This window comes from Pseudarthrobacter chlorophenolicus A6, assembly GCF_000022025.1.
Classification (GTDB): Bacteria; Actinomycetota; Actinomycetes; order Actinomycetales; family Micrococcaceae; genus Arthrobacter; species Arthrobacter chlorophenolicus.
The window spans coordinates 3787639-3808058 of sequence record NC_011886.1; the positions used below are offsets into that span (position 1 = coordinate 3787639).

Genomic DNA, 20420 nt, shown 5'->3' on the forward strand with positions numbered 1-20420 from the left:
GAGCGTTGACTTTGATGCAAACCTCCGAACCCGGATGCCGGCATGAACATGCTCACGCCGGCACTGTTGTACTTCGACGCCGTGGCGCAGGAGGGCACGCTCACCGAGGCCGCCGGCAAGCTTCACGTGTCCGCATCCGCCATCAGCCGCCAGATCAACAAGCTCGAAACTTCGCTCGGCATGCCGCTGTTCCACCGGCATGCCCGGTCAACCTGCCGTTCTTCGGCCTCGCCATCTGGAAGAAGGGCTGGAACTTCGCCCTGCGCACCGGGGCGGCCATTGCGCTGGTCTCGGTGATGGCCAGCCTGCACCCGTGGGCTTTCGGGTCCCTGGAGCTGGACCCCGCCTACGGCGTTGCGGCCGGAAACCTGCTGGCCGGCGTGGGACTCCTGATCCTGTTCCGGCACCAGTCCAGCCTGGGCGGCTTCAACATCCTGGCGCTGCTGCTGCAGGACAAGCTGAAATGGCGTGCCGGGTATGTGCAGATGGTGCTGGACGTGGCCATCGTGCTGGCGGCCCTTGCCGTGGTGTCCCCGCTGATGGTGCTTCTCTCCGCAGCCGGCGCCACCTTGCTGAATCTCATCCTGGCGCTGAACCACCGGCCCGGGCGGTACCTGGGAAAGTAGCTGCTAACCGGCCGGTTTATTCCCGAAAGTTGCCTGAAATAACTTCATGGAAGCCGCTGTTGCCGCCCGTATGACAACAATCGGAATCATCGGTGCAGGACATATTGGAAGCCAGGTTGCCCGGAAGGCAGTGGAGCTGGGCTACGACGTAGTCATCAGCAACTCACGCGGACCTGAGACTCTTGCGGACCTCGTGGCGGAGCTTGGCCCGAAGGCGCGGGCGGCAACCGCAGCTGAGGCGGCTGCGGCCGGCGACTTCGCCGTGGTCACGGTGCCGCTGAAGAACTACAAGGACGTCCCGGCGGAGCCGCTGGCGGGCAAGATCGTCATCGACACCAACAACTATTACTGGGAGCGCGACGGCCGCGTCCCGGCCCTGGACAACGGCGAAGCCACCACCTCGGGCCTGCTGCAGGAACACCTGCCCCAGTCGAAGGTGGCCAAGGGCTTCAACCACATCATGGCCAAGGACATCACCACGGACGGCACCCCGGCAGGCACGGACAACCGCCGCGCCCTGGCCACCGCCAGCGACTACCCGGAGGCCGCCGAGCTGGTGGCCAACCTGTACGACGAATTCGGCTTCGATACCGTCAATGTGGGCCTGCTGGAGGAAAGCTGGCGTGTTGAGCGCGACCGGCCGGCCTACGTTAAGCGGCAGAACGCCGCCGAGCTGAAGGACAACCTGGCGAAGGCACCCCGTACCGTCTGACCTGGCGTAGACCAGCCCGAGCTGGCTGGCAGCGGCCGCCGCGAAACCCGGTTTTGGCGACGGTTTGCTGCCAGCCAGGTTTTGTCAGTCCTCGTCCTGGCCGTGGCCGCCGTCGTAATCGCTGCTGCGGGCCGGGACCAGCACCACTTCGTACTGCGTGGGCGGCGGCATCTTGTTGAACTTGGCGTTCACCGCCGCGAGGGTATCGCCGAACCTGGCCACCGTGGTGGGGACGTCAAAGTCCTTGCTGGTGATCTCTTCCTTGAGCTTGCCGGATGAGAGATCTCCGGAGAGCTTAATGCGGGCGATCTTGTCCTGCTGGTTCTGCACGGCCCACAGGGTGCGGCCCTTCACCAGGATGCCGTCAACGTAGGGCAGCGCCGGAGTGTCGATCTTGGCGGTATCGCCGGTGTCGGGATCCACGGTGTAAACGGCCTCGTTGAACGTATGCGCGACGATCAGGACCTTCCCGTTCCTGGCCGACGCTATGCCGTTGAGGCCAAATTGGTTTGCGGGGTCTGACAGGGCGACAGAGGGATCACTGAGGGTCCTCGTCTCCATCTTTCCCAGCTTGCCCGAGCGGCTGACGGGGACGAAGTACAGCTCCGGGCGCTTGGAGTTGGTGAACCACGCACCGTCTTCGGTGACGGTGACGTCGTTGATGAAGCCTGGCGCCAGGTCAACAGCGCCGGCGTCCCTTCCGGTCTTCGCGTTATAGGCGAAGGCCTTGCCGGTACCGCCGCCTGCTACGAAAAGCAGGTTGGTGCGCTCGTCATACTTGAGTCCCACAGCCATCCGGGGGTTTGAATCCAAGGTGGAGACATCGATGAAACGTTCCGCCTTCCCGTCTCGGATGTCACCTTTGAAAATGTCACCGGTCATCAGTTCGCCGGCGTAGAAAGTAGTACCGCGGCCTTCGGCGATGCCCTCGGCGGAATTGGCGCCGTCGAGCACTATGACGTCGCGGGAAGGCGGCGAGGCCGAAGCGGGGACGGCGGATGGGGCAAGCAACGCTAGGAGGGCGATGAGTCCTGCGGCGGTGCGGCGATGTGCTGTTCGGCGCATGCTGGATCCTTAGTTGGCGGTGATGCGCGGGGCCAATCTGCGGCAGCTCCGCACGATGGTCCAGTAATTTTAAGCGCCTGCGTCATGCCCGCCAAGGCATCGAAGCCCCCATTCTGCTTACAATCGAACCCTCAATCGACTACTGAGGGATCCATGAAGAAACTCGCCACAGTCCTGTTCGCCGCAGGCCTCCTTGCCTCCGCCACGGCCTGCTCCGCTTCCCAACAGCTTTCCACCACCGAAACCTGCGAGCGTATTCAGTCCGTGGTGTCGAACCCCGCCAACGGTGCCGGCAAGACGGGCATGAACCGCCTGGCCAACCAGATCCGCCCCATCCACGCAGTTGCCTCGGATGACCTCAAGCCCGCGCTGCAGTCCATCCTGGAATACACGGATGAGCAGGCGAAGGAAACCCCGGACGAGGCCAAGCTGGCCGAACTCCAGTCCGGCTACGAGCAGGCCAGCGGCACGTACAGCCGCCTCTGCAGCTAACCAGCGCAGCGGTTTTTAGGCGCGGCGGATCCGGCCGCCTACAGTGTGGCCGGGTCCGTGTTGGCACCGCAAAGGACCACGGCCACGCGTTCGCCCGGTCCCGGAACGTAAGCGCCGGACAACAGGGCCGCGTAGGCAGCTGCGGCACCGTGCTCCACCACGATGCGGTAGCCGTTCCAGAGCGCGCTCCGCGCGGCGATGATGTCCGCATCCGTCACCAGGACGCTTTCGACGCCGGCGCGGACCGCCACCGCGAAGCCGATCGCGCCAACGCTGCGGGCACCCAGCGAGTCCGCCGCGACACCTGACACGGCCACATCCACCGGGCTCCCAGCATGCAGCGCAGCGTGAAGGGTGGGTGCGCCCTCGGGCTCCACCGCTACCACCTTCGCGTGGCCTTCCACGGCCGCGGCAATTCCGGCCATCAGTCCCCCACCGCCCACGGCCACCAGCACCGTGTCCACACCAGGAACCTGGTCCAGCAACTCCAGGCCCACCGTCCCCGCGCCGGCCGCGATCTCCGGCTGGTCATACGCGTGGCAGTACACCGCGCCGGTCCCGGCAGCATGCGCCACCGCTGCCTCGTAAGCCACCGCGTATTCCGCACCGCCCTGCACGACGGCGGCACCGACGTCCCTGAGCTTCGCGACCTTGACGGCGGGTGCCGCGGCGGGGACGAAGACCGTTGCAGGTACGCCAAGCCGGGCAGCTGCGTAGGCGTTGGCCAGCCCGGCATTGCCTCCCGAAGCCACCACGATGCCCGCCGGGGTCAGCTCCCCGCGTTCCTGGCTCGCCAAAATCCGGTTCAGCGCCCCGCGTGCCTTGAAACTTCCGGTGTGCTGCAGGAATTCGCACTTGAACGAAACCGGCCCAGGGTACTGGCCGCTGTCTGCCTCCAGAACGGGTGTCAGCCGGGTAAGGCCGGCAATCCGCTGGGCGGCCTCATCCACATCGGTACGGCTGATCATCCTAGACGTCGTCGTCCCAGGTCCCGGGATCCTTCACCGCTTCCTCCGGCGTGCGCTCCTGCCCGCCGGAGGAAGCGTCTGCAGCCTCGCTGCCGTCAGTCCCGGAGCTTCCCACGTACGACGCCGGCACGGTCCCGGCAGCGTGGGCCTGCTGCTCTTCCCGGATGTTGGCGGCGTGTGGCTGTTCCGGGTGCTGGCCGCTTTGCGGGGCTTCGGTGACCTGTTCCGCGTTGTCCCGGACTTCGTCCGGGTCGCCGGGGCCACGGAGGTCCGCGGTGTTTCGCCGCTCGTCGTTCGGTGTGGTCATGATCCTGCCTTCCGTTGTTGCTGGCTGGTCCTGCGGGCGGTTCCGGGGAAGCACGCCGCGGGTTCCAGCCTACTTTCTGTGGCGCTTTCTGTGAGTTCGGCCTCAGCCGGGACGATGGCCGGCCTGCCTGCGTTGTAGGAAGTGGCGGAAGGAAGCCATATGATCATCGTCCTCACCGGCATCGACGGCTCGGGCAAGTCGACGGCGGCCCGCGCCCTGGTGCAGGCTGTCCGGGCACGCGGCGGCAAGGCAATGCTCCTGAGCAACCACGCTGGCCGGCGCACCATGTCCGTCTTAGCTGCCCGGTGGGGCGTGCAGCTGCCGGCCAGGGCCGCGGATGCCGCCGAAACAGTCCTGCGCGTCGCCAACGTGCTGGTGTCCCATCTCCGTGCCCGCCGCTTCGATGGCATGGTGGTCATCGACCGCCACCTCCACTGCCAACTTGCCCTGCGCAGCATGAAGGGGCTGCCGCGCGGGCGCTTCCTGCCCTGGCTGCTCGCGGCACTTCCCCAGCCCGCCGCCGTCGTACACCTGGACCTCGAACCGGCCGAGGCGCACCGCCGGATCACGGCGCGCGGAACCGATTCCGAAACCCTTGCGGACCTGTCCGCCTTCCGGGATGCCTACGCGGGACTGCCGGAATTCGGCGGCTTTATCCGGGTGGATGCGTCCCTTCCCGCCGCTGAACTGGTACAACGCATGCTGCAGGCTGTTGACACACTTCCCGGCGGCCCGGGCGAATCTGCGGAGGGCGCAGCAGTCACAAACTGAATTTAAGCATTTCGCATTGTGGAAATGGATTTTCCCCTTGCGGAATAGATGTGACCGGGGTTACTTTTGCCTTAAGCCCCGGGCGTCCCCGGGCTGTTCCCGAATCGAAGAGGCAAAGGTCAATGAAGATCCCCAACCCTGAGGCACTGAAGGCGAGTTCGGTGCCCGCGAAGAGGAAGCCGCTGTACAAGTCGCTCTTCTTCCAGATTCTGATCGCCGTCGTGGCAGGTGTCCTCATAGGGCATTTCTGGCCGGACCTCGGATCACAGCTGAGGCCGCTCGGAGATGGCTTCATCAAACTCATTAAGATGATCATCGCGCCGCTGATCTTCCTGGTGATCGTCACCGGTATTTCGGCCGTAGGCGACGTCAAAGCGGTTGGAAGGGTTGGGGTCAAGGCCCTGGTCTATTTCACGGCGGCCACCCTGTTCGCACTGCTCTTCGGCCTGGTGGTGGGAAACGTGGTCCAGCCCGGCGCGGGCCTGAACATTGACCCCGCCACCCTGTCGCAAGCGGACCTCGACGCCAAAACCGGCTCTGCCGCACCCAAGGACGCGGCATCCTTCATCCTGGACGTCATCCCCGCCAGCGTGATCGGCGCGTTCGCCAGCAACAGCCTCCTGCAGGTCCTGTTCTTCTCGGTCTTCTTCGGCGCAGCCATTGTGGTCATCGGCCGGGAACGGTGCATGCCGGTCATCAGCCTGATGGAAACCGTCCTGGAACTGATCTTCAAGATCATGTCCTGGATCATGAAAGTGGCCCCCATCGGTGCCTTCGGTGCCATGGCCTTCATCATCGGCCAGTACGGCCTCAGCACGCTCAGCACCTACGCCGTGCTGATAGCCGCCTGCTACGGAGCCGCCGTCGTCTTCATCGGACTGCTGTTCGCCGTCGCCTGGCTCACCGCCCGCGTCCCGCTGTGGCAGTTCCTTAAATACACCCGCGAGGAATTCCTCCTGGCGCTGGGCACCGCCTCAACCGAAGCCGTCATGCCCCGGATCATGACCAAGCTGACCAACGCCGGCTGCTCCCGAGCCACCACCGGCCTGGTGGTACCCACCGGGTACTCCTTCAACCTGGACGGCGCGGCCATCTACCTGTCCATTTCGCTGCTCTTCCTGGCGCAGGCCTTCGGCCACAACCTGGACCTCGGCCAGCAGCTCGCCGCCCTGGGCGTCCTGCTGCTCACCTCCAAGGGCATGGCCGGCGTCCCGGGGTCATCCTTCCTGGCACTCTCCGCCACGGCCGCCGCGCTGGGGATCTTCCCGGTGGCCGGCGTGGCCCTCCTGCTCGGTGCGGACCGGCTGATGGACTCCATGCGGGTGGTGGTCAACCTGCTGGGCAACTGCGTAGCCACCTTTGTGGTCTCCAAGTGGGAAGGCCAGTTTGACCGCAGCGTCATGGTCCGGGCCTTCAAGGGCGAGATCACCAACCACGACTCCGCCGTGATGCTCGGCAAGGAAGAAGACTTCCAGGACCAGGAACTGCAGCGGATCAGCGAGGGCCAGGAGCCGTCACCCAAGTTCCGCGGCGGCCCGAATCCCGGCGATATTCCCCGGTTCCAGATGAGCAAGTCAACGCAGGCGGGCACAGGCAGCAGCCCGGAATAGGCGTAGCCACCTCGGTAGCGCCCTCAGCGGGCACACCAGAACCAACAGCAGGCGGGCAGGACCAACAGGTCCTGCCCGCCTGCTTCGTGCGCCGCCGGTTTATCCCGTCCGGTTTATGTGCCACCGTTTTCTGCGCGCTCCGGTGCGTGTACCGTCCCGTCGGCTCATCGCGCTGCCGGGTGCCGCCAGGCGCCGCTGGCTTTGCCCTGGTGGCCCAGGCTCCGGGAAATGGCAAGGGCCGAGGCACGGACCAGCGGTACCAGTTCATGCGCCTGCGTGGCGGCATCGGGCACCACGATGGACAACGCCGCCACAACATCCCCACCGGCGCCCCGGATGGGTGCCGCCACGGACACCGTCTGCGACGGATGGGCACGCCTCACCACGGCGGCGCCCGCCTGTTTGACCTCGGCCAGGAGTGCACGCAGGTCCTTGGCGGGGACCCACCCCGGGCCGACGTCCTGCGCGTCCGGCCGCGCCAGCAACTCTGCCTGCACGTCCGCGGCAGCGTGGGCAAGGAGGACCTGCCCGACGGCGGTGGTGGACAAGGGCATCCGGCCACCTACCCGGTACGCGACTTCGGTGGCGGTGCGTGAGGACAGCCTGTCGATCAGGACAGCCTCGGGGCCTTCGCGAACGGCGAGGAGCACGTGGTGGCGGGTCACTTCGTACAGGTCCTCGAGGTACGGCAGCGCGATCTGCCGCACGCCGTGGCCGCGGGGCGACAGCGAGGCAATCTCCCACAGCCGCACTCCCACCACGTAGCGCCCGTCCTCCAGCTTTTCCAGCGCTCCCCACTCCGTCAGGTGGCGCACCATGCGCAGTGCGGTGGCGGGCGCCAGGTCCGCGAGGCGGGACAGTTCGGACAGGTTCAGGGCCCTCCGCTGTTCGGTGAACTGGGCCAGCAGGCTAAGCGCGCGGACCACCACGGGCTGCCCGGGGATCCCCGGCGCAGCCCCTGCTGCCTTACTTGCTCCTGCCACACCCTGTCCCTTCGCCCCAGATTGACCCCTCCCTTACTCAAGGCTCGACCTTGTGGCCTGCGACACAAAGTGCATTTTCACTCAGTGAAAAGTACGATTTCGGCGGCGACCAACGGCGGGCAAGCTGATGGACGACCCGCCGGGGACTGCCTGGCGTCTTATCCGATTGGAATCAACGATGAACTCCAATGCCCCCAGGAAATCCCTGGCCGTCATTTTCGTGCTGTGCTGGCTTGGCCTGCTCGCTGACGGCTACGACCTCTACGTCTACGGCGCCACCCTCCCCGGCCTGATCGGGCATCCGCCGTTCAACGTCACCCCCGCCGCCGCTGGGGCCGTTGGCTCCATTGCGCTGGTGGGGATGCTGCTTGGCTCCCTGATCGTCGGCACACTGACTGACCGGCTGGGCCGGCGCCGGATCTTCGTCAGCGCCCTTGCCCTCTTCTCGCTGGCCATGCTGGCGTGTGCCGCAGCCCCCAGCTGGGAGCTGTTCGCGGTGTTCCGCTTTGTGGCCTGCTTCGGCGTAGGCGGCTTGCTCCCGACGGCGGTGGCCCTCACCAACGAGTTCGCCCCGCCGGGCAGGAAATCGCTGGTGCTCGGCGCCGTGCTGACGGGCCCGGCCGTGGGAACCGTGGTGGCGTCGCTCAGTTCGCTGGCCCTCCTGGAGGGAAGCGGCTTCCGCCCGGTGTACGCCATCGGCGCGGCCGGCCTGTTGATCGTCCCGTTCGCCTGGTTCCTGCTGCCGGAATCTCCATCGTTCCTCCGCACCCAGCTCCGCACCGCCGAGGCGGACAGGCTCGAAGCCGCTTACGGGCTGACCGGCAGCACCGAGTCCCCCGCCCCATCTGCCGTCCGGTCCACCAGGATCTCGCCCACCCGTGCACTGTTCGCCGAGGGGACGGCCCGGACCACCGTCCTGCTCTGGGCCATCACCGTCCTGAGCCTGCTGACGATCTTCGGCGTCAGCACCTGGCTTCCGCAGATCATGCGCACGGCCGGATTCGGCGTCGGATCCTCCGTATCGTTCCTGCTGGCCTACTCGGTGGGCGCCGTCGTCGGTACCGTCCTCGCGTCCATAGCCAGCCAGAAATTTGGGCCACGGCCGCTGGTGATCGTCGGCTTCGTGAGCGCGGCGGCAGCCCTCCTGCTGATGTCCACCAATCCGCCGGCCGCCCTCATGACGGTCCTTGCCGCCGTCGCAGGTTTTGGCGGACTGGGAACGCAGAACATGATCAACGACTTCATCGCCCAGTACTACCCGGCCGCAACGCGTGCCACCGGCCTGGGTTGGGCCTTGGCCGTGGGCCGTCTTGGCGCTATCGCCGGGCCAACATACGGCGCGTTGCTTGTGAGCTTTGGCGGCGGAGTGCCCGTGGCTGCCATGGCGTTCGCGGCACCCGCGCTGATCGGTGCCGTGCTGATGCTCGCCCTGCGCACCAGGACCGCGCGGCGTCTTGCGGTCGCGGCCGACGCGGAGCTGGTGGCCTGACATATGGACGCAGGGACGCGAGGTCCCTGAGCTGAACCCAGGATGCCCCGGGCGGGAACCGACCGGGGCATCCTGCTGTGGAATAATCCGCTGCGGGAGGCCTGACGACGTGAGCAATGAACTGATCCTGCGCGGGCGCGTGGTCACCGGACGCCTGGACAGCGCCGATGGCGTGGTGGCTGTGGATGGCCGCCGCATCACGTACGCGGGTCCGGCGTCGGACTTCCCCGGAGAGTCCCTGCCTGCCCGCGATCCGGCTGCCGCCGGACGCATCCTCCTCCCCGGGCTGGTGGACCTGCATTGCCATGGCGCGCACGGAAACGACTTTTCGGAAGGATCCGTGGACGGCGCCAGGGCTGCGGCGCACTATCTCCACAGCCGGGGCACCACAACACTCCTGGCCAGCCTGGTGACGGGGTCGCCAGAGGACTTGCTGCTCAATCTGAGTGGGCTGCGGACGGTGGCCGCGGAGGGTTTGATTGCCGGGTCCCACCTTGAGGGACCCTTCCTCTCTTCGTCCCAATGCGGCGCCCACCACCCCGGATTGCTGCTGGAACCGGACACCGCCCTCATGGGACAACTCTTGGAAGCCGCCGGGACATCCCTAGCCTCCATGACGCTCGCCGCTGAGCTTCCGGGCGCCACTGAGCTGCTCGATATGCTGGCCTCCCGCGGGGTGATCCCGTCGTTGGGCCACACTGCCGCCACGCATTCCACGGCCGCGGTTTTCCTTGACCGGGCAGCCTCGGAACTGCGTGGTTCACCTGCTGCCACGGGCAGGCTGCGGCCTACGGTCACGCATCTGTTCAATGCCATGCCGCCGCTTCACCACCGGTCCCCCGGCCCCGTCGCTGCAAGCCTCAGTGCCGCCCGGTCCGGACAGGCAGTGGTGGAAGTGATCGGCGACGGCGTCCACGTAGCGCCGGAGACCATCAAGCTGGTGTTCGACCTGGTGGGTGCCGGGAACGTCGCCCTGGTCACCGATTCGATGGCTGCGACGGGACTGCACGACGGCGGCTACCGGCTTGGGACGCTGGCGGTCACCGTTGAGCAGGGAGTGGCACGGGTGGACGCCACGGGTGCCATCGCCGGCGGTACGGCCACGCTGCTGGATGTGGTGAGGGTTACCGTGGACGCCGGGGTCCCGCTGCAGGATGCGGTGCTGGCGGCGAGCAGTGTTCCGGCCGCAGTCCTCGGCCTCTCTTCCGAGGTGGGCGACCTTGCCGCCGGGATGCTGGCCGACGTTGTTGTAGTTGATTCCGGACTTCGCCTCACCGGGGTGCTCCGGCACGGCGAATGGGTCACCCCGCCGGTGTAAGGGTGCTGCGCGGCGAGGTTTGCTGCGCGGAGAGGTTTGCTGCGCAGCGAGGTTTGCGGTGCGTTGAGGTTTGCTGCGCAGCTGTTTTTCTGCGGCTGCTGGTGAGAGTCCGGTGGTGAGTTGGAGGAGCCGCTGAATGTCAGACCCTCGCGCGATGATGCCTGTATGGGAAACGCAGGCGTTGGAGCAGCAGCGATGGAGGGTCTTCAGGCCTCTGTCGCCGGCCTTGACGCTCTTTTCCTGGAGGACGCGGACCTGGACCGGGCTGACCCTGACGCGGAGGGCGAGGCTGCGGTGGTTGACCTGTTGAAGCGGAAGTCGGAGGTTCGGCTGCAGCGGCTGGCGTTGTGGAAGCAGTTGGCGGCGCAGGCCGCGGCCGGAATGGCAGCGGATGCGGCGGAGTTCGCGGAGTTTCAGGAGGCGATGACGCCGCCGGAGGTCACAGGGTCGGAGGGGGCGTTCGTGGAGATGTCCACGACGGCGGAGATCGCCGGCGTCCTGACGCTCAGCCCGGGCGCCGCGTCAGCCTTCATCAGCCAGTCACGGAAAGTCTGCGCGATGCCACCGGTAGCGGCCGCGCTGTCCGCTGGGTTGATGTCGTGGCGGCACGCGGTGATCGTGGCCGACGAAGCCGACTGCCTCGCCCCCGAGAGTGCCGAGGCGCTGGTGACGCATTTCTTCGACCCCGACGCACCCAACCGAGCGCGCGGGTCGGCGCCCGGTGACCTCGTGCCGCACCTGTTCCGCCGGAAAGTACGGACCTGGCGCGAACGCACCTACCCTCAGACAGTCCAGGAACGGCACGCGAAGTGTGTGGCGGACCGGCGGATGGAATACCGGCCCGATGCCGACGGGATGGCTTCGATTACCCTGATCCTGTCCGGGGACACCGCCTGCGCCATCTGGAACAAAACCACCGCCATCGCCCGCGGCCTGCAGGGACCCGGTGAGACCCGCACCCTCACCCAACTCCGCCCCGACACCGCCGCCGCGCTCCTGCTCGGTGCCCACACCGGGACCGCTGCCGCAGGTCGGTTGGACGGTGGCGAAGGATCCGGCGGCGTATCCGTCGTCGATAGTCTTCCGGGTGCCAGTGGCAACGGGAGCGACCCTTACGCGATTGATCTCAGCAAGGTCCCCGCACCGAAAGCCGACGTCCTGGTTACCATCCCGCTATTTACACTGCTGGGGGCCACCGACGAACCTGCCGACCTTGACGGGTACGGCCCCATCCCCGCAGCGATGGCCCGGAAACTCGTTGCCGACGGGGCTGCCTCGTTTTACCGGGTCCTCGTCGACCCGCGAGACGGCGCACCGCTCGAGATCGGACGGACCAGCTACCGGCTGTCGGAGGCGATGAAACGCTGGATCAGGATGCGCGACGGACACTGCACGTTCCCCGGCTGCACCAACCCCAGCACAGACAACGACACCGACCACCTCACCGCCTGGCAGCACGACGGGACAACCGGGGTGAGCAACCTGGCACAGCTCTGCCCGAAACATCACCGCCTCAAACACAACAGCGGCTGGACCCCCACACCAGCCAGCACAACCAAACCACCCGGCTGGACCTCACCCACAGGACGGCACTACCCTGGCCAACACCCCGACCCGCGACCACCACACTTGCCACCCGGGCTGCTTGAACAGAAACAACCCGTGACCGGGGACATTGGCGCGGCCGAACCGCCGCACGCCGCCTCACACACCGCAGCGGACAGACCCCTGAAATCTGTCAGGGACCGTGAGCCGGCGAGCGACCATGCGCCAGCCAGAGACGTTGTTGCTGCGGGCGAGTCTGGTGCGACCGGAGAACTGGGCGTGCCGGCAATCAACCGGCCGGATGAACTAAGCCCGCTCGAACGCACACTCACGGACCATCTCGCCGCCTGACAGCAGACTCGAGTGCACCCAGGGCGTGATGCGTCGGCAACAGTGATTTGTCAGCAGTCCCTACCCGTCGGCGCCGGGAAGGCTGACCTCCACCATGCCATCGGTGATGCGGGTATCGAACCGCGGCTGCTTCGCTGTGGCCGGACCCGCCACAACTTCGCCGGTATGCAGGGAAAACGTGCTCCGGTGCCAGGGGCAGACGACGCACGGGCCGCCGTCGTCCGCAAGGTTGGAGTTCTTGAGCTTGCCCTCATGCAGGGGTCCGGAGAGGTGGCTGCAGACATCGGAGAGCACGCTGACGCTACCCCCTTCGCGGAAGACCAGAAGGTTCAGCCCGGCAACCACGCGTTTGTCGAGCTTCCCATCGGGCAGCTCCGCAAGCGGCGCCAGTTCATGCCACCCCGACGGGAACCGGTGCGGAATCTCCTCACTGTGGTTCACGCCGGCCGCCTGCCGGTACGTCAGATGGCCGCCCAGGAAACCTCCGCCGCTCACCACGGCGAGGCCCAGGTAGGCCAGCACTTTACCGCTCGCGTGGCTGCCCCTGGCGCGCTGGACCAAAGATGCCGAGTAGAGGGTAGTTGCCGCGATATTGGCGGCCGCATGGACCAATCCCACTCGCTGCTGCTGCGGATGCAACTGGGTCCAGTCCGTGAATCCAGCCACGGCCGACGGAACAGCGCTCAGGGCACCCACACCCACCAGGATCTTGGACGCCTGTTCCGTCCCGGGAACGGCGTCGAGCACGGCCGCCGAAATCCACGCGCCCATGGGCACCTGGACGGCCAGCGGGTGGACCGGGTGTCCCACAGGGACACCGTGCAGGACGTCGCGCGTCCAGCCGGGCGGGATGATCTTCTTGACTGCTTTCCGCACGCTCTTGGCTAATGGATCAAGCCACTCGGCGTCCTCAAAGCGGGTGACTAGCTCAAGTGCAGGCAGCGGTTTCATGGAACTCCCTTACCCCGAAATCTCGTATGCAGTCAGTGCACACTGAGATGTTCCAATAGACAAGCTCCAAGACCGAACAACTCCCGATCCAGCGTTCTACTTTTCCTGGGACTTCCGGGGAACTATCCGGGCTAGGCTGTTTTTGTGGGGCGAGGGGGAAATTTTCCATCGGAGTCCGCCACGTGGATAGCGTTGGCGGGTTTCCTGCTTGTGGCGGGCTATGCAGTGGCGGGTGCAATGCAGGTTCTTGTTTGGAACCCTCTGGCTGCCGTCCCGGGTTCAACGCTGGGTGAAATTCATTCAGCCATGGACAGGGCCAACGAATCCCTTGCCGCGCCCGTCGTTCTCATTTGGGCGACCACAGGCGCGTTGCTGGCAGCAGCGGTTCTGATTGCTGCATTCAGGCATCCAATATCGGGGAAAACTGCTGCCTCCCTTGACCTGTCGGTGCTGGTGCTGGCCGCACCCGCATTCTGGATGGCGTCCTTTCCGGCCGGCATGGGACTCGCTGATGCCTTCGCAATATCGGGTGGCGATCACGCGCCCGGGGGCCGAGTCCTGTATGCCGTGAGCGCCGCGTCTCTGGTGGCGCTCATCGCCGTGGCTGCGCGAAGGAATCGCTAGATCAGCGCATGCATCCCATAGCTTCGCGGCCGCCCGAAGGATGCAGCGCCAAGGAACTCGACGGCAACGAATGGCTCGTCGCCCACTACCCATTCGTCATGCCCCGGAGGAAGCGCGTAGGTGTCGTGCGCGTGGATTGACGAGCACCCGCCGTCGGCCGTTTCGATGTCCAGCCTGCCGGAAATGCAGTAACCCAGGTGGTGGTGCTCGCAGAAGGCCGTCAGCTCTGCGGGCTTGGCGGATTCCGACCAGCGCCAGCCAGGGGCGAGGATCAAGCGGGCCACGGTGTAGTCGTCGACGGTAACAAGGTCGAACTCGGCCTTGTCCGGGCAGCGCTTCCGGTCCGGAAGATCAAGTGATTTCACTGCCAAGGCTCTGATGAAATTAGCAGTCACCGGAACACATTCTGTGGGTCAGGGAACGGAAGCCCTGCCATAAAGCGGGCCATGAATCGGATGCCGATGAACCGGCTTGTGAAGCGAGACCTGTTGCCGCATGCGCCTTTGCCCCCGGCGCACACCGTTGAACCAGACAGCTGGTTTATCTCTAACCGTAGCCCTGCCGGACCTGAAGTCAATGGCAGAAATCTGGGCACCAGCCGCGCTCCTTGGGCCTCTCTGCGCGGGCCGCGAAAAACCACCAAAAAGGGTACTTCGGCATATGGAAAAAGAACGTGTCCAGGGCCACGATTTAATGACCGGCTCACGAACTCCGGGACTAAAGCCCCCGCTCAGTCGGGCGTGCTGTTTGAAATGGGACAGGCAGGCTGCGGCCGCCACACTGGTCAATCGCGACTTGCCCGGTCGCGCGCTCAGCGCTGCCTTCGCAGGGAAACTCGCACCCTGCACAAATGGGAAAACGCATCCTTTCCAGGAGCAAGAAAATGTCAATCACTCCAACAACCAACGCCCGGTCCATCAGGGCCAAAATGGCACTCGTTCCAGCTCTCACGCTGGGCCTTCTTGGCGGCGCTGCGGCAGTTGCCGCGCCGGCCCAGGCCAACGACAACCACAGAGACGGTTGTACCGTTGATCCACTGAAGCCGACCGACCTGCGCGGCAACAGGGTCGATTTCAAGATCAAGGTTGACTGCTATGGGGAGCGGACCGTCCAGGTCCGCCAGTTGCGCTACGAAGACGAGCGCGGCCCGCGCCGCACCGACGACTTCCTGGGCGGCTCTTACTTCTACGAGCACTTCAACCGGCACGACGGCGCCAGGACCATCCACAGTGTTGACCGTGTGCCGAACCTCGACCGAAGGGGTGGCGAAGAGGTCTACCACATCGTCTCCTTCCGAGTGAGGGACGACAGGGGACACTGGTCCGACTGGACCCGGTGGGAAAAGAGCCCCGTCGCTGACGTGTACCGCTAGAACGCAGTGAACCGCTAAAGATTCACCCGCACCCGAGCCAGGGGCGCCAGCCCCTGGCTCACCTCTGAGTCACCGCCTACCCCAGCGGCCGCCGGGTAACGCACCTCAGCCGGCCATCTCGAGGCCGCCGGAATGGACGACGGCGCCGCTCGCCGTCGTATCCCGGTTCAGCAGCCAGCCCACGCGTTTGACGGTGCTGAGCATGACCACGCTTTCCACCAGATCGATGCCGGGAACCTTCTGCTGCAGAGTCAGTTCCGCTGTCATCACATCGGCCAGGGAATGCAGCCACATGATGATCACGAAGTTGGTAGGCCCGGTGGTGGACGCACTGAGCCGGACATTGCTGATGGTGCGGATCGCTGCCGCTGCTTCCTCGTGCCGGCCTGCCGGCACATTGGCAAACCACTGGCAGGTCACGGGGTAGGAGGACAGCCCCTGGGCCACCTCGCAGCGGAACAGCAGTATGCCGCTGCCCAGCACCCGGTTGAGCTGGCGCTGCACCGTGGCAGGCTGGCGGCCTAGGGCACGGGCAATCTCCGCCGCGGTGGCCCTGCCGTCCCGCGCCAGGTAGGGCAGCAGGTCCAGGTGGCTGGTGGGAAGCGGCGCGGCGGCCGGACTGCCGTCAGCCACTCCATGGTTCCCCAGCGTCCGCAGCGTGGCCAACTGGGATTTGTCCAGAATGTTGAGCCGCCAGGCGTCGCCACTGCTGTGCAGCCGCGTGCACAGCGCGGTCTGGTACTTGGTCAGCCCGTCTATGCCCTTGAGCCGGGCCACCACTTTCTCGCTGAACTCTTCCAGCGTATTGGTGATGACGGTCAGCATGAGGTCCCGGTGGCTCGCGGCCTCCTCGACGGTGACGATCTCCGGGATGGCAGTGATTTGCGCAGTTACGGCCTCCCGCTGGTTCATCTCGCAGTCCACGGCCACGAATGCGAGGAGCATCTGCTGCGGGTTGCCTGCCAGGTGCGCCGTCACCCATGCGCTGCCGCTGGCCTTCAGGCGCTCCCAGCGCGCCGCAAGCGTGGTGGCGTGAACGTTGAGAACCTTGGCTGCGTCGGCCCACCCAATCCTTGGGGATGTCTGCAGGACCTGGATCAGGGCCAGGTCGTCCTCGCTCAGCTCCACGGACAATGTCCACCTCCTGCATGAATCCTGCTCATCAACCGCCATTGACGCATATTTCCTGCGCTTCCCGGCAATGTGAACTGCGCCACTCCAGAATAGTCCACGAGCAAGACCGACCGACGCCGAGGAGCTGGAATGACGATTACCACCGATGCCAAGGACCTGCAGGAAGACCTGGTCCGACTGCGCCATGACCTCCACCGGCAACCGGAAATCGGGCTCCACCTGCCCCGCACCCAAGAGAGGGTCCTCGAGGCACTGGAGGGGCTCCCCTTCGAGATCACCCTGGGCACGGACACGACGTCGGTCACAGCGGTATTGCGCGGGGGCACCGGTCCGGAAGAAGGCCAGGAAGCCGCCGGACGGCCCGCAGTCCTCCTCCGTGCGGACATGGACGGCCTTCCCGTCCAGGAGAAGACCGGGGTGGACTTCACCTCCCGGGCCGACGGCGCCATGCACGCCTGCGGCCACGACCTGCACACGTCCATGCTGGCCGGAGCCGCCACCCTCCTTGCCGAAAAGCGGCACCAGCTGGCCGGCGACGTCGTCCTCATGTTCCAGCCCGGGGAGGAAGGCTTCGATGGCGCAAGCTACATGCTCCGCGAAGGTGTGCTGGAAGCGGCCGGATCCCGCGTCCAGGCTGCCTACGGCATGCACGTATTCTCCTCACTGGAGCCGCACGGCACGTTCTGCACCAAGCCGGGCGTCATGCTCAGCGCCTCGGACGGGCTGGAGGTCACGGTGCTGGGCGCCGGCGGCCACGGCTCGGCACCGCACTCGGCCAAGGACCCCGTGACGGTCGCAGCAGAGATGGTCACCGCACTGCAGGTCATGGTCACCCGGCAGTTCAACATGTTCGACCCCGTGGTGCTGTCCGTGGGCGTGCTGCATGCCGGCACCAAGCGGAACGTCATCCCGGAGTCGGCCCGCATCGAGGCCACCATCCGGACGTTCTCCGAAGCATCCCGCCTAAAGATGATGGAGGCGATCCCGCGGCTGCTCAAGGGAATCGCCGCCGCACACGGGGTGGACGTCGCCGTCGACTACCTGCAGGAATACCCGCTCACCATCACCAACGAGGACGAGACCCACACGGCCGAAAAGGTCATCGGCAACCTTTTCGGCGAGCGCCGCCTATCCCGCTGGGCCACTCCGCTCAGCGGCTCGGAGGACTTCTCCCGGGTGCTAGCCGAGGTGCCCGGTACGTTCATCGGCCTCAGCGCCGTCGCCCCGGGCGCCGACCACGCCACCTCACCGTTCAACCACTCCCCCTACGCAACGTTCGACGACGGCGTGCTGGCTGATGGAGCCGCGCTCTACGCCCAGCTCGCCATCTCGCGGCTGGAAACCTTGGCAGCAGCGTCCTAGCAGGCAAGAGCCACAGCCGGCAGCAGCGCCGCTGCCCCGCACCACCATCCGAACCGACCACCAGGAAGACACCATGTCCATCGCAGTAACCAAGCAGCAGACTGGACGCATGTCCACCGCCAAGACCATCGTCGGCACCGGCATCGGCAATGCCGTCGAGTGGTACGACTGGGCCATTTACGCCACCTTCACCCCGTTCATCGCCAGCCAGCTGTTCAGCAAGCAGGACCCGGCTTCGGCCGTGCTGTCCACCCTGGCGATCTTCGCCGTCGGCTTCGTGGCCCGCCCGTTCGGCGGCTTCCTCTTCGGCTGGATCGGCGACAGGGTGGGCCGCAAAGCGTCCATGACCCTCGCCGTCGGCCTCGCCTCGCTGGGCAGCCTGATGATCGGCATTGCGCCGACGTTCGCCGCCGTCGGCGCCTGGGCGTCCCTGATACTGCTGGTGGCCCGGCTGGTCCAGGGCCTGGCGCACGGCGGCGAGCTCCCTTCGTCGCAGACGTACCTGTCCGAGATGGCACCCAAGGAGCACCGCGGTTTCTGGGCCACGCTCATTTACACCTCGGGTACGGTGGGCATCCTGTTCGGCACCCTGCTGGGCGCGGTCCTGAACATGGCGCTTACAGCGGAGGCCATGAACGCCTGGGGCTGGCGGATCCCGTTCCTGCTGGGCGCCGCGATGGGCCTGTACGCGCTGATCATGCGGTCACGGCTGCACGAAACTGAGGCGTTCGAGGGCGAGTCCAAAACCGCGAAGAAGGCACCGATCTGGCCGCAGATTGTCCGGTACCGCAAGCAGGCCCTGCAGGTGATCGGGCTGACCGTCGGGCTGACGGTGATCTACTACATCTGGGGCGTCGTGGCACCGAGCTACGCCACCACCGCGCTGAAGATCGACCGCGGCGAAGCCCTGTGGGCCGGCGTCATTGCCAACATCGTGTTCATCGCATCCCTTCCGGTCTGGGGCAAGCTCTCGGACCGCATCGGCCGCAAGAAGGTGCTGTGGGCCGGCGCCATCGGCTCCGCGGTGTTCCACTTCCCGATGACCTGGCTGCTGAAGGATTCCGCGTGGCAGCTGGCGGTGTCCATGTCCGTCATGCTGATCTTCATCGCCGCCAGCGCCGCCATCGTTCCCGCCGTGTACGCCGAGCTGTTCCCGACGTCCATCCGCACCGTTGGCGTGGGCGTCCCGTACTCCATCTGCGTGGCAGCGTTTGGCGGCACTGCACCCTACCTGCAGCAGTGGCTGGGCACCTCGCTCGGGGCGCCGCAGGTGTTCAACGCGTACGCTGTGGTGCTGCTGGTCATCAGCGCCGCTTTCGTCTTCAGCATCCCGGAGACGAAGGGCAAGGACCTCACGCACTAGCCAGCGCCGGCATTCCGGTCCGCACAGATCCGCGGACGACGGCGGAACGGACGACGACGGGCTCCGCACCTGATCTGGTGCGGAGCCCGCCGTCGTTGTTCTGATGTCTTTCGCACCTCAGGGGTGCGCCGCGGCTAGGAGGCCGGTCCGCCGTCGTTCTTCACCGGCGGCTGGGCTGCAGCGGCGTGGTTGCTGTCCGTCGCGGCACCATCTGCGTGTCCGCCGTGACCGTGGCCGTCCTTGACCTTGGCCTTGTTGGCCGGCAGCGCCTTCAGCAGCGGCGTGACAACCAGCATCACGATGGTGCCCCAGATGAAGCCGATGACGGCGGAGCACAGCGTGTTCACCAGCCAGGCCAGGAATCCGCCTACTGCGGCGATCCCGGCGAACGGGTGCTCCAAGGCATGGACGAGGTCGTACAGGGTGTGCCAACCGAGATCGTGCGTTCCCTGCAGCATGATGTGGCCGCCCACCCAGAGCATGGCGATGGTGCCGATAAACGTGATGGCGCCGAGCACCTTCGGCATCCCCCGGACCAGGAGCTCGCCAAAGCGCTGGGAGCCGGCGGAGTCCTTCGCGGCAAGGTGCATGCCGACATCGTCCATCTTGACGATGAGCGCCACGGCGCCGTACACCGCGACGGTGATCACAACCGCCACCACCACCAGGATGAGCGCCCGCACCCACAGCGAGGCGTCGGGGACCTCGTTCATGGCGATCACCATGATTTCGCAGGACAGGATGAAGTCGGTGGTGATGGCACCCTTGACCACCTTGGACTCCGCGTCGGGACCCCGGTCGACGGCGGGCGAATCCTCGTCCGCGGAGTGGTGGCCGCGGAGCTTGTGCCACACCTTTTCCGCGCCCTCGTAGCAGAGGTAGGTGCCGCCGAGCATCAGGATGAACGGGATGATCCAGGGGATGAAGGCGCTGATCAGGAGCAGCGCGGGCAGGATGATCAGGAGCTTGTTCCGCAGCGACCCCCAGAAGATCTTCTTGATCATCGGCAGTTCGCGGGACGGGTCCGCCCCGGAGACGTACTGGGGGGTTACGGCGGCGTCGTCAATGACCACGCCTGCCGCCTTGGCACCGGCCTTGGCTGCCCCGGCAGCGACGTCGTCCACCGAGGCCGCTGCAATACGCGCCAGGGCTGCGATGTCGTCGAGCAGGGCGACGAGGCCGCCGCTCACTGCTTCGCCCCGGATCGCGTGGAGGCAGGTGGCGTCACTTGGGTGTCTCTGATGAGGCGCGTGATTGGCATGTTCGGAGTATATGTTGGCCGGCCGCCGGACACGCGGCCGCCCAGGCCCCTCACAGCTTCCCGCCCCCTTGACTCCACACCCCACCCTTACCTACACTTTTCATAAAGCAGAATCT

20 protein-coding genes and 1 pseudogene are annotated in these 20420 nt (G+C 66.1%); 13 read left to right on the plus strand and 8 right to left on the minus strand.

The genetic code is table 11. The features are described from left to right. The first annotated feature begins 48 nt into the window (after nucleotides 1–48). From ACHL_RS24050 to ACHL_RS17125, 3 genes and pseudogenes are all read left to right on the plus strand, one after another. Nucleotides 49–297, plus strand: coding sequence for a helix-turn-helix domain-containing protein (locus tag ACHL_RS24050; protein WP_085931263.1), 249 nt, complete (start codon nucleotides 49–51; stop codon nucleotides 295–297). Further along, nucleotides 207–626, plus strand: a pseudogene (locus ACHL_RS17120) (YitT family protein); the annotation flags it as partial. The gene ACHL_RS24050 and the pseudogene ACHL_RS17120, both read left to right, overlap by 91 nt. 70 nt (nucleotides 627–696) lie before the next feature. After that, complete coding sequence (locus ACHL_RS17125) at nucleotides 697–1338, plus strand: NADPH-dependent F420 reductase (RefSeq protein WP_043794822.1); 642 nt, start codon at nucleotides 697–699, stop codon at nucleotides 1336–1338. Between the two features lie 84 nt (nucleotides 1339–1422). On the opposite strand, the gene ACHL_RS17130 is transcribed toward ACHL_RS17125, so the two are convergent. Continuing rightward, entirely contained in the window at nucleotides 1423–2403 is a 981-nt protein-coding gene (locus ACHL_RS17130; RefSeq protein ID WP_015938569.1) for an SMP-30/gluconolactonase/LRE family protein, read from the minus strand. 153 nt (nucleotides 2404–2556) lie between these two features. Here ACHL_RS17130 and ACHL_RS17135 point away from each other — a divergent pair, with 153 nt between their 5' ends. Continuing rightward, a complete protein-coding gene (locus ACHL_RS17135) occupies nucleotides 2557–2895 on the plus strand; it encodes a hypothetical protein (RefSeq protein ID WP_015938570.1) in 339 nt (112 codons plus the stop codon). Nucleotides 2896–2933: 38 nt separating this feature from the next. Here ACHL_RS17135 and ACHL_RS17140 read toward each other — a convergent pair whose 3' ends face one another. Both ACHL_RS17140 and ACHL_RS17145 read right to left on the minus strand, forming a co-directional pair. Then, nucleotides 2934–3863 (minus strand): threonine/serine dehydratase, encoded by a 930-nt coding sequence (locus ACHL_RS17140; protein ID WP_015938571.1) that lies wholly within the window; start codon nucleotides 3861–3863, stop codon nucleotides 2934–2936. A gap of 1 nt (nucleotide 3864) precedes the next feature. After that, nucleotides 3865–4170: a hypothetical protein gene (locus tag ACHL_RS17145; RefSeq protein WP_015938572.1), complete on the minus strand. Its 306-nt coding sequence runs from the start codon at nucleotides 4168–4170 to the stop codon at nucleotides 3865–3867. Between the two features lie 159 nt (nucleotides 4171–4329). Between ACHL_RS17145 and ACHL_RS17150 the strand changes: the two genes are divergently transcribed. Together ACHL_RS17150 and ACHL_RS17155 are read left to right on the plus strand one after the other, a co-directional pair. Then, nucleotides 4330–4941 carry a nucleoside/nucleotide kinase family protein gene (locus ACHL_RS17150; protein ID WP_015938573.1) on the plus strand — a complete coding sequence of 204 codons (612 nt, stop codon included), beginning with the start codon at nucleotides 4330–4332 and terminating at the stop codon, nucleotides 4939–4941. Nucleotides 4942–5063: 122 nt separating this feature from the next. Beyond that, nucleotides 5064–6551: a C4-dicarboxylate transporter DctA gene (locus ACHL_RS17155; protein ID WP_015938574.1), complete on the plus strand. Its 1488-nt coding sequence runs from the start codon at nucleotides 5064–5066 to the stop codon at nucleotides 6549–6551. A gap of 164 nt (nucleotides 6552–6715) precedes the next feature. On the opposite strand, the gene ACHL_RS17160 is transcribed toward ACHL_RS17155, so the two are convergent. Next, on the minus strand, nucleotides 6716–7534 hold the full coding sequence (locus ACHL_RS17160) for an IclR family transcriptional regulator (RefSeq protein ID WP_015938575.1): 819 nt from the start codon (nucleotides 7532–7534) through the stop codon (nucleotides 6716–6718). Between the two features lie 178 nt (nucleotides 7535–7712). Between ACHL_RS17160 and ACHL_RS17165 the strand changes: the two genes are divergently transcribed. From ACHL_RS17165 to ACHL_RS17175, 3 genes are all read left to right on the plus strand, one after another. Next, nucleotides 7713–9023: an MFS transporter gene (locus tag ACHL_RS17165; RefSeq protein ID WP_015938576.1), complete on the plus strand. Its 1311-nt coding sequence runs from the start codon at nucleotides 7713–7715 to the stop codon at nucleotides 9021–9023. A 109-nt stretch (nucleotides 9024–9132) separates the two neighbouring features. Next, nucleotides 9133–10341, plus strand: coding sequence for an N-acetylglucosamine-6-phosphate deacetylase (locus ACHL_RS17170; protein WP_015938577.1), 1209 nt, complete (start codon nucleotides 9133–9135; stop codon nucleotides 10339–10341). A gap of 195 nt (nucleotides 10342–10536) precedes the next feature. Next, nucleotides 10537–12237 (plus strand): HNH endonuclease signature motif containing protein, encoded by a 1701-nt coding sequence (locus ACHL_RS17175; protein WP_015938578.1) that lies wholly within the window; start codon nucleotides 10537–10539, stop codon nucleotides 12235–12237. A gap of 60 nt (nucleotides 12238–12297) precedes the next feature. Here ACHL_RS17175 and ACHL_RS17180 read toward each other — a convergent pair whose 3' ends face one another. Then, nucleotides 12298–13188: a Rieske 2Fe-2S domain-containing protein gene (locus ACHL_RS17180; RefSeq protein ID WP_015938579.1), complete on the minus strand. Its 891-nt coding sequence runs from the start codon at nucleotides 13186–13188 to the stop codon at nucleotides 12298–12300. A 192-nt stretch (nucleotides 13189–13380) separates the two neighbouring features. Here ACHL_RS17180 and ACHL_RS17185 point away from each other — a divergent pair, with 192 nt between their 5' ends. Beyond that, a complete protein-coding gene (locus tag ACHL_RS17185) occupies nucleotides 13381–13812 on the plus strand; it encodes a hypothetical protein (RefSeq protein WP_244266485.1) in 432 nt (143 codons plus the stop codon). Here ACHL_RS17185 and ACHL_RS17190 read toward each other — a convergent pair. Further along, nucleotides 13809–14177, minus strand: coding sequence for a cupin domain-containing protein (locus tag ACHL_RS17190; protein WP_015938581.1), 369 nt, complete (start codon nucleotides 14175–14177; stop codon nucleotides 13809–13811). The two genes, ACHL_RS17185 and ACHL_RS17190, sit on opposite strands and share 4 nt — an antisense overlap. Before the next feature lie 518 nt (nucleotides 14178–14695). Between ACHL_RS17190 and ACHL_RS17195 the strand changes: the two genes are divergently transcribed. Beyond that, nucleotides 14696–15184, plus strand: a complete 489-nt coding sequence (locus ACHL_RS17195) for a hypothetical protein (RefSeq protein ID WP_015938582.1) — start codon at nucleotides 14696–14698, stop codon at nucleotides 15182–15184. A 105-nt stretch (nucleotides 15185–15289) separates the two neighbouring features. On the opposite strand, the gene ACHL_RS17200 is transcribed toward ACHL_RS17195, so the two are convergent. After that, nucleotides 15290–16318 (minus strand): Lrp/AsnC family transcriptional regulator, encoded by a 1029-nt coding sequence (locus ACHL_RS17200; RefSeq protein WP_015938583.1) that lies wholly within the window; start codon nucleotides 16316–16318, stop codon nucleotides 15290–15292. Between the two features lie 129 nt (nucleotides 16319–16447). On the opposite strand from ACHL_RS17200, the gene ACHL_RS17205 reads away from it, so the two are divergent. Together ACHL_RS17205 and ACHL_RS17210 are read left to right on the plus strand one after the other, a co-directional pair. Continuing rightward, on the plus strand, nucleotides 16448–17680 hold the full coding sequence (locus tag ACHL_RS17205) for a M20 metallopeptidase family protein (RefSeq protein WP_015938584.1): 1233 nt from the start codon (nucleotides 16448–16450) through the stop codon (nucleotides 17678–17680). A 73-nt stretch (nucleotides 17681–17753) separates the two neighbouring features. After that, nucleotides 17754–19043 (plus strand): MFS transporter, encoded by a 1290-nt coding sequence (locus ACHL_RS17210; protein ID WP_015938585.1) that lies wholly within the window; start codon nucleotides 17754–17756, stop codon nucleotides 19041–19043. A 134-nt stretch (nucleotides 19044–19177) separates the two neighbouring features. Here ACHL_RS17210 and ACHL_RS17215 read toward each other — a convergent pair whose 3' ends face one another. After that, nucleotides 19178–20233 carry a DUF808 domain-containing protein gene (locus ACHL_RS17215; RefSeq protein ID WP_015938586.1) on the minus strand — a complete coding sequence of 352 codons (1056 nt, stop codon included), beginning with the start codon at nucleotides 20231–20233 and terminating at the stop codon, nucleotides 19178–19180. Between the last annotated feature and the right edge of the window lie 187 nt (nucleotides 20234–20420).